Genomic DNA, 13,755 nt, shown 5'->3' on the forward strand with positions numbered 1-13,755 from the left:
CAGGTGTGTGATCACCCTAGTTGGGATTTATTCCTGCTCACAACTACAAAGCAGCGGATGCTCGTTATCACGCGAGTAGCGGTTAACTTGTTCAACTTTGGTATAAGCTACATCAGCGCTGTAAACACCACAAATACCTTTACCTTTTTCGTGAACTTGAAGCATCACATCGGTTGCTCTATCGCTATCCATGTTAAAAAACGTCGTTAAAACTTCTATTACAAAGTCCATCGGCGTGTAATCGTCATTATTTAAAACAACTTTGTATTTCCGCGGCGGCTGTAGCTTTTGCTTTTCGCTGTCGCGAACTATATCGATAACACCTGAATCTTTCATACCACTCATAATTAAATATAGTCTTGTCTTAGGAACTCAAGCAAACTTGAATAAAAAATAAATAAAATATTAAAAAATAGCTCAAAAAGCTTGACTGATTGATTAAATAAACTACAGTCAAACATAGATTGATTAATCCTTAATCAGTCTAGCAAATAATACGATTTAGAATAACTAAATTAGTCAACTTATTGAAGGACGTAGAAGTATGGCTTGTGGTAAAGTTAAATGGTTTAACAATGCTAAAGGTTTTGGTTTCATCGTTGAAGACGGCTGCGAGAATGATATTTTCGCCCATTACTCTACAATTGTAATGGACGGTTATAAAACACTCAAAGCTGGACAAGATGTAACATTCGAATTAGAACAAGGCCCCAAAGGCTTGCACGCTAAAAATATTGCCTTAGACGGCGACATTTTAGAGTGACGATTGTTTATTCGACTAAAGCGAGCGACCTATTAGGCTCCTCGCTTAATTCCTCACACTTCTATTTACCCACACCGATATAAATTGTTTCTTTTTCTTTATTTTCAACCCTCATCCTTGATTTTATTTCATATACCCCAATATTCTAAGAGTTGACCGTTTAACTGCTTGTGAGCAGGCTCAAACTCTAGCCCTTTGTATTCAAGCTTGTTACACTCTTGATGCTAAAAATTTACGCAAAATATAGCAACTAGCTCAACTTGCTGAGCACACAAAATATACTAGTCTAAAGGCTAATGTATTTTTATTATATTTTTAGCTATAAATATGACCACAGTTCGTCAGGTGTGACTATTCTGCTTTAACTGTAAAGCTACACGAGTACCAACACCTAACAAACTATTCATTATCTGAACGTATATATTAAAACACTATGATATGTACTCTCTCAGCTTTAATGATTTCTTTGCATTGTTGAATAAGGCCAATTGGCCGACTATCTAGGAATGATGATGACATCAAAAATTATCTATACAAAAACGGACGAAGCTCCGGCACTAGCAACTTACTCGTTGCTACCGATCATCCAAGCATATACAAATGCAGCAGGTGTTGAAGTTGAAACTCGCGATATCTCATTAGCAGGTCGTGTAATTGCTAGCTTCCCTGATTATTTAACAGAAGAACAACGTATTGGTGATGCACTTGCTGAACTAGGTGAGCTTGCAAAAACACCTGAAGCTAATATCATCAAACTTCCAAACATTAGTGCTTCAGTTCCACAGTTACGCGCTGTGATAAAAGAGCTTCAAGCAAAAGGTTATGCCCTTCCAGATTACCCTGTTGAGCCTAAAAACGACGAAGAAAAAGCAATCCAAGCTGCATACGACAAAGTTAAAGGTAGTGCGGTAAACCCTGTATTACGCGAAGGTAATTCTGACCGTCGTGCACCTGGTTCTGTAAAAGAGTACGCACGCAATAACCCACATTCAATGGGCGCGTGGAGCAAAGACTCTGCCTCTTACGTTGCAAGCATGAGCGAAGGCGATTTCTTTGGTTCAGAGCAATCAACAACTATTGAAGAAGCAACTGACGTGCGCATTGAGCATGTTGCTACAAACGGGGATATAACTGTTCTTAAGCAAAGCACACCACTACTAGCTGGTGAGGTAATTGATGCTTCACGCATTAGTGCTGCTAAGCTACAGGCTTTTTTAGCTGCTGAAATTGATGCTGCTAAAGAAAAAGGCGTTTTATTCTCGCTTCACATGAAAGCGACAATGATGAAAGTGTCTGATCCAATCATATTTGGTCACGCTGTTAAAGTATTCTATAAAGACGTATTTGCAAAACACGGTGAACTTTTTGAAGAGCTTGGTGTTGATGTTAATAACGGTTTAGGCGATGTTTACTCTAAAATTCAAACGTTAGATGATGCTAAACGCGCTGAAATCGAAGCCGATATTCAAGCTGTATATGCTGACCGCCCAGCTATTGCTATGGTTGATTCTGACCGTGGTATCACAAACTTACACGTGCCAAGTGATGTGATCATTGATGCATCTATGCCTGCTGCAATTCGTTCAAGCGGTCAAATGTGGAACAACGACGGTAAATTACAAGACACAAGTTTTGTAATTCCTGATCGTTGTTACTCTGGCGTTTATCAAGCAACTATTGATTTTTGTAAAGAACACGGTGCGTTTGATCCAACGACAATGGGTAGCGTTCCAAACGTTGGCCTTATGGCTCAAAAAGCAGAAGAGTACGGTTCACACGACAAAACGTTTGAAGTAAAAGCAGCGGGTACTATTCGTGTAGTAGATACCGCGGGTAATACACTACTTGAGCACAGTGTTGAGCAAGGTGATATCTGGCGTATGTGCCAGGTTAAAGATGCACCAATCCAAGATTGGGTTAAACTTGCTGTTAATCGTGCACGTGCTACTGGCGTTCCTGCTATTTTTTGGTTAGACGAAAATCGTGCACACGATGCTCAGCTAATCAAAAAAGTAAATAAATACCTACCTGATCACGACACAGCTGGCCTAGATATTCAAATTTTAGCCCCACTTGAAGCCACTTTATTCTCTTTAGGTCGCATTAAAGAAGGTAAAGATACTATTTCTGTAACAGGTAACGTACTACGTGATTACCTAACAGATTTGTTCCCAATTTTAGAGCTGGGCACAAGTGCTAAAATGCTTTCAATTGTTCCACTTATGAACGGTGGTGGCTTATTTGAAACTGGCGCAGGTGGTTCTGCACCTAAGCACCTTCAGCAGTTTGAAAAAGAAAACCACTTACGTTGGGATTCTTTAGGTGAGTTTTTAGCACTTGCAGCATCACTAGAGCATTTAAGTGTAACTACAGGTAACAACAAGGCTCAAGTACTTGCAGATACGCTTGATAAAGCGACGGGTACTTTCCTTGCTGAAAACAAATCGCCTTCACGTAAAGTTAAAGAAATTGATAACCGTGGTTCTCATTTCTTCTTATCTTTATTTTGGGCTCAAGAACTTGCTAAGCAAAATGATGATAGCGAACTCAAAGCACAGTTCACTCAAATTGCGAGCGATTTAGAGGCAAATAAAGACGCGATCGTAAACGAATTAAACGATGCTCAAGGCCCTGCAATTGAATTAGGTGGTTACTTCCAACCTAACGACGCAGCCGCTTTTGAAGCAATGCGTCCAAGCACTACATTTAACGATATCCTTGCTAAATTAGTGTAATAAATAGTAAAAAAAAACCGCTTACTTTTAAAAGTAAGCGGTTTTTTTATGTCTATGAAAAAGGCCGCTTAATGCGACCTTTTAAAGTTAATATCAACTCGCTTAATGAAATCCCAATTGTCGGGTTGATATAACGCTTACTATTTACTTAGTGTAAGCTCTTGGCATGTTTGAATCAGTAGTATAACGGTCACGTAATTTATCTTGGCGAGACTGTGTAGACACCTCAGTGCCATTAATAAACATACGACTTACGTTACTGCTTATTTCAAACGGATCATTAGTCCACATCACTACATCAGCGGCTTTACCCACCTCAATACTGCCCGCATTAATACCGAATACGTCAGCAACATTTGATGTAACAGCTTTCAGTGCACCTTGTTGGCTCATGCCATAAGATACAGCGTTACCTGCGTCATAGCGAAGCTGATAAATATTGTGACTTGCATCTCCACCAACTGTTAAAAGTACTTTAACACCGGCTTTTTCAAGTAAACCTGCATTATTTAAGTTAGCGTGTAAAGAATCGAAGCTTCCTGGTAAGTTGTCCATAGCGCTAATAATTACTGGGATATTAGCTTTAGCAATATGCTCTTTAACAACAACAGCATCCTGTGCTCCACTTAGTACTAAGTTAACACCAAATTGCTCTTTCACTTTAATAAGCTCAATAATATCAGCAGCACGCGATACGCTTATAACCAATGGCATGTCGCCAGAAAGTACTTTAGCCATTACTTTGTCTTCAGTACTTGGTTTATCGTCGTCTTTTTTATCTTTTTTGCTCAATTTAGTTTGATGGGCATCTAGCTTATTAATTAATGTTTGTAGTGTAAAAGCGCGCGAGCCTTTTCTTCGCTCACCTAAATGCACAACTAACGCTGCTTGTTTTTGAACGTCACTGTCAAGGCTGCCACTTAAATCAACCACACTAGCCAAACCTGCAAAAATACTATCGCCGCCATAAGGGGTAATTACATCTCGTGTAACGCCGCCTTTACGTGCATAGGGTATTAAGCTTGAATGTGCGTTATATGCAAGGCTCACATCAAAATCTATACCCGCTTTGTCGTCACCCGCATCGCGAGAGCCTGCAACCGCACCCACTTCAACTAAACCAAGTTGGTTATTGCTTGCAATAAAACCAGGGGTAACAATTTTACCATTGGCATCAATAATTTCATCAGCACTTACTTCTGCCGGGTTAATCGCTGTAATTTTCCCGTTATCCATAACAATGCTTGCGCCTTTTAATACGCCTTGCTCTGTTGATGTATGGATAGTTGCATTAATAATAGCCAATGACTGTGCGTCTACAGCACCAGAGGCTAGTAATCCGGCAGCAACCAGAGATAGCGAAAACGAACGTGATAAATTTTTCATTCTGGGTGCTCCTTATTTTTGACCTAACATAAAATCACTGGTTGCCTGATAAGTACTATCGTTTCTATCGTAAACTTTTGCACCATCAACAAACACTTGCTCAGCTTTTGCGTAAACGCTAAACGGGCTTTGGTTCCAAATAACCACATCGCCTTGTTTACCTGCCTCTAGCGAGCCTGTTTTATCGTCAATACCTAATGATTTTGCTGCGTTAGTGGTGATCCACTTAATTGCATGCTCTTCTGAGATATCAAAGCCATTTTCATTAGCACGGTACATTACTTTAGCCGCTTCTTGGTTTAAGCGTTGAATGGTTGTGTCTGAATCTGAGTGAACAACGGCACACGAGTTTTTAACCGCATCAACAATGGCAACGTTTTCTTGAACCATGTCGTAGGCTTCCATTTTAAAGCCCCACCAGTCTGGCCATAATGCAGCACACGAGCCATTGTCGGCTAACAAATCTGCAATTTTGTATGCTTCAATACCGTGATGGAAGGTACCTGCGTGATAATTAAATTCTTTAGAAAGATCAATCATCATCGCCATTTCTTCGGCTTTATAACAATGATTGTGGATCATTACTTCGCCTTCAAGAACGCCACGTAACGTATCGTACTTTATATCGCGATTAGGGGCTTCAGGGTTTTTACCTTCTGCGTATTCTGCATCATACTTATCCCATGCTCGCTTATATTCTTGCGCGCCAATCCACGCAGTGCGGTAACCAGCCATATTACCCATACGTGTTGAAGGCAATACACCTTTACGACCATATACGCGTTTTGGGTTTTCACCACACGCCATTTTAAGACCATACGGTGCATCAGGAAATTTCATCCCTTGCATTGTATGCGCAGGCACGTTTTTAAGTGTTACACCACGTCCGCCAAATAAATTAGCAGAGCCTGGTAAAATTTGAAGTGACGTAATACCGCCTTCGCGCGCACGGTTAAATCCTGGATCTTGTGGCCACACAGAATGTTCTACCCACACTTCAGCGGTATTTGGGCTGGTCATTTCGTTACCATCTTGATGTGATTCTACCGATGGGTTTGGATAGGCACCCAAATGTGAATGAACATCAATAATACCTGGTGTTACCCATTTACCTTGTGCATCGATAGTTGTGTCTGCTTTTACAGTTAAGTCTTTACCCACTTGCTGTACTTTACCATCTACCAATAGTACATCAGCGTCATCTAGGCGTTCGCCAGTCCCTGTAAGAACAGTCGCATTTTTGATGAGTGTACTTGTTGTAGAGATTGGCGTGTAAGTGCTTGGGTATGGGTTTTTGTTAATAGTAATTTTATCATCTTGCGGGCCATTTTCTTGGCAACCTACAAGTGCAGCGGCTAAGCCAACTGCTAATAAAGAGGGAGCAAATTTATTCATGTTGTTGGGTTCTCCTGTTTTTTTAATACTTTAGCGAAAGCTTGGGTATAAAGCTAAAAAAACAGGTGAAAACGCGGTAAATTAAGATGAATTTACGTGATTATTTTTTTATATAATTGTTATACAGCTTTTCTAGTGCGCCCTCTGTGGTGAGTGACGGCTCTTTGCTGATAAAATGTTTGACTGTGCGGGTTACAAAATCTGAATTCTGCTTATGTAATTTAGAAAAATCTTTAATAAGAGTATTACCATCTTTAGCCGCTGTTACCTTATCGTGGCGATGACGGTACTGACTAAGGGCTTTGTTAAAATCGCCGTTGTAGTCTTCAACTAAAATTTTATAAAAGTCACTTTTTTGCACATTTAAAGAGGTAATACAGTAATTCAGTGCGTCTTTAAAATCGGTAAACACGTTACCTTCTACATCAAATTCTTTGGTTTTTTCACGTACTGTGACACGTGCCTCTTCGGTGGCGTAGCTAAAACCAGTAAATGCCAATCGCTCCGCGGCTTCTTTTCCTAATTTCATACCGGCCTGAATACTGTGGGCAAACTCATCACTCATGTCACTTAGTTCGTTTTCTTCCCACATATTATAGACACGCAGTGCTTTAGCGTATTTATTAGACAGCTTCTTTTTAATTTTGGTAAAGCGCTCGTCAATAGTCATTAGTCGTTCGTTATGTAATAACGCATAACATTCATAACAAGCAGGAATTGAAATAAAATCGGCATCCTCGCCTAAATCAATAATACTTTGCAGCATATGAAGAGGTGGGCAATGATCGCGTTCAGTTGCTTCGCAGCCACAATAAAAACACTGATTAAAATGTTGTTGTTCGCAGGCATAGGCTTGTTGGTAATAACTGGCTAACGCTTTACTCACTGTTTATCCTAAAAATCTACACATCAATTTAAGGGGCGATAATACCAGCCTAAAAAAATATGTCAGTATCAATAAATTATTTTTGTGAAAGTGTGTCAAAAAACACACTTAAAAATATGCTTTTTCATAAGCCTATAAGTAAGTGTGTACATTAAACATACTTGCTTACAGCTTGTTGCGTTTGGTTAACAGCTTTTTTAATTAATTAGTTTAATAATTAGCTTGCAACCGCAAACAACGAGGAAAAGTAAAATGAATACATTTAAAACAGCATTATGTACAACACTTGTAATTGGTAGTGCGGCATTAGCAGCACCTGTATCAGCAACACAATTTGTAGCAGCCGACTCAACGCCAGGCACTCAAATTTGTATGGCTGTTGCGTCTAATAAAGCATATGTACTTCGCAAAACACAGCAGTCATTGAACGTTAAAAAAAGCATTATTAGCAATAAACTAACGTGTAATAACTTACCTATGGGTGATTTTGTAGCGCATTATAATTTAGATAAAAGTGCTAATTACTTAAATATTGAAAGCAGCACTCGCACTTCAATTAAAGATTTAGCAAAGGTGTCGTCACCTGAAATCATTGTTATTTCGTCTCCGCAATAATATGTTTAAACGTTATAGCTAAGCAGGCATAACTATAACCTGCTTAGTTTTATTTTTAACTTTATCGCTTAAAGAACACCCGCAATTAAACCAAATAAACCGCCAAATACTCCGCCCCAAACAACTAACCAACCTAAGTGCTCGCGTATCATTGTTTGAATAATTTCTTTCACCATTTTAGGGGTTAATTCATCAAGGCGTTCATCAACAAGTTTAAGTACTGTGCTGTGCAACCCTTGAGCGCTATTTCCTTGTGAAAGCGTTTGCGTTACTAACGCTTTAAAGTCCTCTGTTTGAGAAATTTGTGCCAACGAAAGTTGCATTTTTTCAATAAATTTTTCACGCATTGGCTCTATTGCAGCAGTGCCTCCAAACATACCCAACATGCTACCAAATTGTGATTGTTCTATAACCTCTAGTAAATTATCGAAAGCTGGATTTAAATCAACATTACTAATGATCGGTTCAAAGTCGATATTAGGCTGCGCCTTGTTGAGTAAATTATTAATTTTTTGTTCGGAGAAAAACTCAGTGAGTATTAGGTTTCGTATAGCAATTTTAAAGCTCTCAAACTTGAGCGCAATAACACCAGACCCATATAAAAACGGCACCTTTTCAAATAGCATATGAATAGCCAATAAATTGGTCACTGCGCCAGAAAGTGCAAATAACCCCACCGACAAAACTACTGGCTGATCAAACATCAATCCTGCAGCTACACAAATACTTGCTAGTAAATTGGTTATAAAACTTTTGTTCATTTTTACTCCATTACAGTTAGCGTCACTTTGTGCGACACATTCGCTAATTTTACAACGTTTAGTTTGTTAAATTAATCCCTTTTTGCCATAGTTTAAGTGTCTGTTTAAAATACGAGCAACTATTATGTGGAAAGCAATTAACGAGCACATTAGCCAAGCTACAAATACTGACTTTAAACACACACAAAAGCGACAACTGCAAAGCACAACAACCGATAAATATTTTCATATAAGCAATGGCACACAAAGCTACTTTGTTAAAATTGCGCTAAAAACCGAACTTGAGCGTTTAGAAAGTGAATCTAGGGGCTTACAGATGCTTGCTAATAATAGTTATTTTAATGTTCCAACCTGCATTACATCAGGTGCTAACATTGAATTTTCATTTATCGTACTTACGTGGTTAGATCTTGATGAGCAGCCCTATTGCCAATGGCAAAAAATGGGCACTCAACTAGCGCAAATGCACCAAAAGCATGACCAGGCAATGTTTGGCTTTGATATAGATAATCACTTAGCTACCACCGTTCAACCAAATCGTTGGCACAAAAAGTGGGATGTATTCTTTGCCGAAGAACGCATAGGGTGGCAATTACAACTATTAGCCGAAAAAGGCATTAAATTTGCCAATCCCGAGCACATAATTAATGAAGTTAAAGCACAACTACATAGTCATGTTGTGAGCCCATCTTTGTTACATGGTGATTTTTGGCGAGGCAACTTGGGCTTTTTAAAAGAAGTACCGACCGTATTCAATCCCGCTTGTTATTATGGTGATCGGGAAGTTGATATAGCAATGAGCGAGCTATTTGCGCCACTACCCGATGAATTTTATGTTGCCTATAATAAGCAATATCCTCTTCTATCAAGCTATCAAAAACGTAAACATATTTACCAACTATACCCTATTTTAAATCATGCAAATATTTTTGCTGGGCACTATCTTACTGAAGCTAAACAACATATAGATAAGCTTATGCAATAAGTGTAAATAAACTGTCATAACACGCTAAACAGACTATATTTAAAGGGTTCTAAGGAGTTCAGTTTTACGTCATTAAGCCGTGGTTAGAATAAAAACATTCCAAGCTCTGCTTAAGTTATTTGTATTTGGAGTGATTATGAAAGACTTTTTATCACAACGTATTAGCTGCCCGTTTTGCGGACACCATATTCATTTAGATTTAGATGCCAGCATGGGCGATCAGGACTACATTGAAGACTGCACTGCCTGTTGCAACCCAATCCATTTAAATATGCACATTGACCATGCAAACAATAAACTAGAGCTACACGTAGACAGTGACGACGAACAAATTTTTTAATTTTGATGACGCAGGTAGTTTTCTACTGTGTTAACAATAGTGTAAGTTTGCTGATCAACCTCTATATTTAGCTCATCACCCACTTGCGCTTTACCTAGGTTTGTAATTGCTAATGTTTCTGGGATCAAATGCAGCCAAAAGCCCTGCTCGTCAATCTCGCCTACTGTCAAACTAGCACCATTAATGGCGACAAAGCCTTTGTACAATACATATTTTTGCCACTTTACCGGTAAGCTTACCTGAATTTTGCAGTTGCTTTGGGTATTAATTATTTGATTTATTTTAGCCGCACAGTGAATGTGTCCCGATACAATATGTCCACCCAGTTCAGTGCCAAAAGTAACAGAGCGCTCGTAATTTACTAAACTGCCCAGCTCAAGAAGCCCTAGATTAGTTAATTTAAGTGTTTCGTCAATCACGTCAAAGTGAACTTGCGCGACTACGTCTTGGTTACTTAGCTCAACTTTTACTACCGTTAAACAACATCCATTAATCGCAATACTGGCTCCTAAATCTAGGTGTTTAACGTAGTCATCGCTCACCGACACCACTAAACGTAAAACACCCTCATTATGGGTTTTAGACACCACAGTAGCCTGAGTTTGCACTATACCTGTAAACATAAAATCTCGTTAAGTTATGACAAAGTAATAGTTTAACGTATCGAATTATAAAATCATTCACTCCTTAGATTTTTATTTCAAAGACAATAGATTACAATTACAGCCTTACTCATTAAATAACTGTTTTTATGACCTTTTGTAATTGGGAAGCTAAGCGTTTACTTTCTCTCGCGCTGCCTGTTTTTTTAGCACAAGTTACCCTTATATTAATGTCGGTGGTCGACACCATAATGGCAGGTCAGGTCAGCCCTACCGACCTAGCTGCGCTATCTATTGCTACTGGTATTTGGAACCCACTACTTTTAGCGTTGCAAGGTATTTTGTTAGCATTAACTGGCATAATTGCACAATTTGCCGGTGCGAATGATAAAAAAGGCATAAGCCACTATTTTCAACAAGCTTTATATTTAACCGTTTTACTGTGTATTACAGGCTTTAGTATTGCCTACTTGGCCAACATTATTATATTACAGCTAGATACAAGCCCGGCTATTGCGAGCCTCGCTTTCGACTATATCCAATTTGTTAAATGGGGAGTATTTGGATTTTTATTTTTTACAACTTACCGAAACATGACCGAAGGCATGGGCATGACAAAACCGGCTCTTTATATTAGCTTACTCGGATTAGCCGTTAATATTCCTGCTAACTACATTTTCATAAATGGTTTATTTGGCCTTCCCGCCTATGGCGGAGCTGGCTGTGGTATAGCAACAGCTATTGTTTTAACAGTGATGGCATTAGCACAGGTCACTTATTGCCAAATGAGTAAAAAGATAGATGCCAAAGGGCTGCTCACACCTTTTGAAAAACCAAATATAACGACTATCGCCACTATTACAAAATTAGGTATTCCTATCTCTTTGGCTACTTTTTTTGAAGTAACACTTTTTGCATGTATTCCACTCTTTATTGCCCATTTAGGCGCGGTTGCTGTTTCAGGGCATCAAATTGCAGCGAGTGTTACCGCGTTACTGTTTATGATGCCGCTGAGCCTCTCTATTGCTATTAGTATTCGGATTGGTAACTTGTATGGCCAAAACAAGTTTGAACAGTTAAAAATAGCCGTATCAACAAGTTATTTACTGGCTATATTAATCGCACTGTTTTTGGCGTTTATAACGTTTATAGGCCGTGATGTGATCAGCCAGCTATACACAGACAGCCCTGCTGTTATTACCCTTGCCACTTCAATTATGGTTTTAGCCTGTATTTACCAACTACCCGATGCCCTACAAGTTGCAGCAAATGGCATATTAAGAGGGTTAAAACACACGGCCCCTATTTCTTACATCACGTTTATTTCATATTGGTTAATCGGCTTTAGCTTAGGCTACGTATTGGCAAGAACGGACATCATAGCACCAGCAATGGGGCCGCACGGGTTTTGGATTGGTATAATTGTCGGGCTCACCGTCGCAGCCATACTCTTAATGTTAACTGTTAGTAAGCGCTTTAAACATGAACCATTTATTAGCTAACACACTTAATTTACATTATACAAAGCAGTTAGTATCAGTATGCATATTACTGATACTAGCCACTACTGTGCTTACAGCTTGTACAGAAGCTCCCAGTAGTATAAACAACACTTACATAGAACGCCTTGAAAATATAACCGATAAAAAATCTGAAGACCTGCCATCACTAAATTCACTCAAATTAAACCCGTTAACCAAACTCAAAAACAGTAAAATAACACTGGGTATAGTAGAGCTTGCGGGAATAAGCAGTTGTAACTTAAATGTGGTAATAAGTGAGCACAACAACCAACTGGGTAAAACAGCAACCGCTGCAGGGCGTTTAAAATATCAAATAGACTTTATTCAACACGCCAACAGCTGCTTAGCCTCGCTCGATAAAACCTCAGTAACGTATAAAAAAATTAGTGAAGCTAAAAATCAAAAACAAGCTGATTTACTACATTACTTTAATGCAGCCCTTATCGAGGAACCAGAGCTCAACCGCACGTGGTCACTAACCGCTTCAGAATTAAGTAAAGAACCCGCAGGCTTTAGCGACACAATTGAGGCAATGCGTAAACTTACTGCTATTAAAGCGCAATTAGCTCAGGCTCAATTTGACAAAATAAACACAGATGCAATATACCAAGCACTCGAAACGCTTAATAAATATAGGTTTAATCAATCATTAATTAAATCTGTCAGGCAACAAATTAGGCTAAATAAAATTGCCTCGGGGTTGGTGCATAACATCAATTTAAGCACCCTATGCCCAGTGGGTAAAAACAAAGATAAAGCTAAAATAATGAATAATATATTTCAAAAGTTCTATCTTTCACAAATTCAGCCTTACCAAGCACAACTCATTGGTTTTCTTGAAGTGCTTCAGCCTTTATTAAATCAACTGTGGTACCAAGAACGTGTAACAACTAATGAAATTAATCAGCTGATTAAAGCAAACTCAAATACCAATTTATTAAATCAATTGAAAAGCTCAGCTAAACAGCATGTCATTTGGTGGCAAGAGTTTTATAAAACGTGTGAAATCAGCCCAATATGAATAAAAAAACGGCAAATAAACCTAAAAACACGAAACGTGCTTGATTCACCAACCGCCACGCTATATATTAGCGGCCATTGTTAAGCAATTAACACTCACTTAAATATAGTAATACGACTGTAGCTCAGTTGGTTAGAGCACTACCTTGACATGGTAGGGGTCGGTGGTTCGAATCCACTCAGTCGTACCAACATTGATGAAAAATACAATTGAAGGAAAGAGCACTACCTACTCTTGACCACCCGGTCCAAGGGTCAGTGACTCAAATCCACTCAGTCGTACCAATATTAATGAAATGTATAATTGAAGGAAAGAGCACTACCTACTCTTGACCACCCGGTCCAAGGGTCAGTAACTCAAATCTCCTCAGTCGTACCAATATTTAAGTAAAACCTCAAAAATTGTACGACTGTAGCTCAGTTGGTTAGAGCACTACCTTGACATGGTAGGGGTCGGTGGTTCGAATCCACTCAGTCGTACCAATTCAAAAAATATAAATGCAAGAAAAAGCACTACCCACTCTTAATAACCCGGTCCAAGGGTCGGTGGTTCGAATCCACTCAGTCGTACCAATTCAAAAAATATAAATGCAAGAAAAAGCACTACCCACTCTGAATAACCCGGTCCAAGGGTCGGTGGTTCGAATCCACTCAGTCGTACCAATTTAAAAAATATAAATGCAAGAAAAAGCACTACCCACTCTTAATAACCCGGTCCAAGGGTCGGTGGTTCGAATCCACTCA

At 39.0% G+C, this 13,755-nt stretch carries 13 protein-coding genes and 2 tRNA genes; 9 read left to right on the plus strand and 6 right to left on the minus strand.

The annotated features are described in order from the left end of the window. Nucleotides 1-27: 27 nt before the first annotated feature. Nucleotides 28-336 carry an ATP-dependent Clp protease adapter ClpS gene (gene clpS, locus R0J88_RS17890; protein WP_410900602.1) on the minus strand — a complete coding sequence of 103 codons (309 nt, stop codon included), beginning with the start codon at nucleotides 334-336 and terminating at the stop codon, nucleotides 28-30. A 208-nt stretch (nucleotides 337-544) separates the two neighbouring features. On the opposite strand from clpS, the gene cspD reads away from it, so the two are divergent. Together cspD and R0J88_RS17900 are read left to right on the plus strand one after the other, a co-directional pair. Continuing rightward, nucleotides 545-763: a cold shock domain-containing protein CspD gene (gene cspD, locus R0J88_RS17895; protein WP_006792879.1), complete on the plus strand. Its 219-nt coding sequence runs from the start codon at nucleotides 545-547 to the stop codon at nucleotides 761-763. Nucleotides 764-1,275: 512 nt separating this feature from the next. Continuing rightward, nucleotides 1,276-3,498: an NADP-dependent isocitrate dehydrogenase gene (locus R0J88_RS17900; RefSeq protein ID WP_410900603.1), complete on the plus strand. Its 2,223-nt coding sequence runs from the start codon at nucleotides 1,276-1,278 to the stop codon at nucleotides 3,496-3,498. A gap of 144 nt (nucleotides 3,499-3,642) precedes the next feature. On the opposite strand, the gene R0J88_RS17905 is transcribed toward R0J88_RS17900, so the two are convergent. The 3 genes from R0J88_RS17905 to R0J88_RS17915 form a co-directional block, all read right to left on the minus strand. Beyond that, a complete protein-coding gene (locus R0J88_RS17905; RefSeq protein ID WP_008128417.1) occupies nucleotides 3,643-4,884 on the minus strand; it encodes an amidohydrolase family protein in 1,242 nt (413 codons plus the stop codon). 12 nt (nucleotides 4,885-4,896) lie between these two features. Continuing rightward, nucleotides 4,897-6,279, minus strand: a complete 1,383-nt coding sequence (locus R0J88_RS17910) for an amidohydrolase (protein ID WP_410900604.1) — start codon at nucleotides 6,277-6,279, stop codon at nucleotides 4,897-4,899. 100 nt (nucleotides 6,280-6,379) lie between these two features. Then, entirely contained in the window at nucleotides 6,380-7,165 is a 786-nt protein-coding gene (locus R0J88_RS17915; RefSeq protein ID WP_410900605.1) for a hypothetical protein, read from the minus strand. Nucleotides 7,166-7,417: 252 nt separating this feature from the next. Here R0J88_RS17915 and R0J88_RS17920 point away from each other — a divergent pair, with 252 nt between their 5' ends. Beyond that, complete coding sequence (locus R0J88_RS17920) at nucleotides 7,418-7,780, plus strand: DUF3718 domain-containing protein (RefSeq protein ID WP_410900606.1); 363 nt, start codon at nucleotides 7,418-7,420, stop codon at nucleotides 7,778-7,780. Between the two features lie 68 nt (nucleotides 7,781-7,848). Here R0J88_RS17920 and R0J88_RS17925 read toward each other — a convergent pair whose 3' ends face one another. Next, nucleotides 7,849-8,541: a DUF445 domain-containing protein gene (locus tag R0J88_RS17925; RefSeq protein WP_410900607.1), complete on the minus strand. Its 693-nt coding sequence runs from the start codon at nucleotides 8,539-8,541 to the stop codon at nucleotides 7,849-7,851. Between the two features lie 124 nt (nucleotides 8,542-8,665). Between R0J88_RS17925 and R0J88_RS17930 the strand changes: the two genes are divergently transcribed. Then, nucleotides 8,666-9,526, plus strand: coding sequence for a fructosamine kinase family protein (locus tag R0J88_RS17930; protein ID WP_410900608.1), 861 nt, complete (start codon nucleotides 8,666-8,668; stop codon nucleotides 9,524-9,526). 136 nt (nucleotides 9,527-9,662) lie between these two features. Further along, on the plus strand, nucleotides 9,663-9,866 hold the full coding sequence (locus tag R0J88_RS17935) for a CPXCG motif-containing cysteine-rich protein (protein ID WP_008128431.1): 204 nt from the start codon (nucleotides 9,663-9,665) through the stop codon (nucleotides 9,864-9,866). Here the strand turns inward: R0J88_RS17935 and R0J88_RS17940 are convergent. Continuing rightward, nucleotides 9,863-10,489 carry a riboflavin synthase subunit alpha gene (locus R0J88_RS17940; RefSeq protein ID WP_410900609.1) on the minus strand — a complete coding sequence of 209 codons (627 nt, stop codon included), beginning with the start codon at nucleotides 10,487-10,489 and terminating at the stop codon, nucleotides 9,863-9,865. The two genes, R0J88_RS17935 and R0J88_RS17940, sit on opposite strands and share 4 nt — an antisense overlap. Nucleotides 10,490-10,617: 128 nt before the next feature. Between R0J88_RS17940 and R0J88_RS17945 the strand changes: the two genes are divergently transcribed. From R0J88_RS17945 to R0J88_RS17960, 4 genes are all read left to right on the plus strand, one after another. Beyond that, on the plus strand, nucleotides 10,618-11,970 hold the full coding sequence (locus tag R0J88_RS17945) for an MATE family efflux transporter (RefSeq protein WP_410900610.1): 1,353 nt from the start codon (nucleotides 10,618-10,620) through the stop codon (nucleotides 11,968-11,970). Next, complete coding sequence (locus R0J88_RS17950) at nucleotides 11,951-13,012, plus strand: DUF3080 family protein (RefSeq protein ID WP_410900611.1); 1,062 nt, start codon at nucleotides 11,951-11,953, stop codon at nucleotides 13,010-13,012. The genes R0J88_RS17945 and R0J88_RS17950 overlap by 20 nt, the downstream gene beginning before the upstream one ends. Before the next feature lie 113 nt (nucleotides 13,013-13,125). Further along, nucleotides 13,126-13,202, plus strand: a tRNA-Val gene (locus R0J88_RS17955). A gap of 215 nt (nucleotides 13,203-13,417) precedes the next feature. Further along, nucleotides 13,418-13,494: transfer RNA gene (locus R0J88_RS17960), tRNA-Val, on the plus strand. The last annotated feature ends 261 nt before the right edge of the window (nucleotides 13,495-13,755 follow it).

Origin of the sequence: Pseudoalteromonas sp. SIMBA_162, from assembly GCF_046535955.1 — a bacterium.
GTDB lineage: Bacteria > Pseudomonadota > Gammaproteobacteria > Enterobacterales > Alteromonadaceae > Pseudoalteromonas > Pseudoalteromonas marina.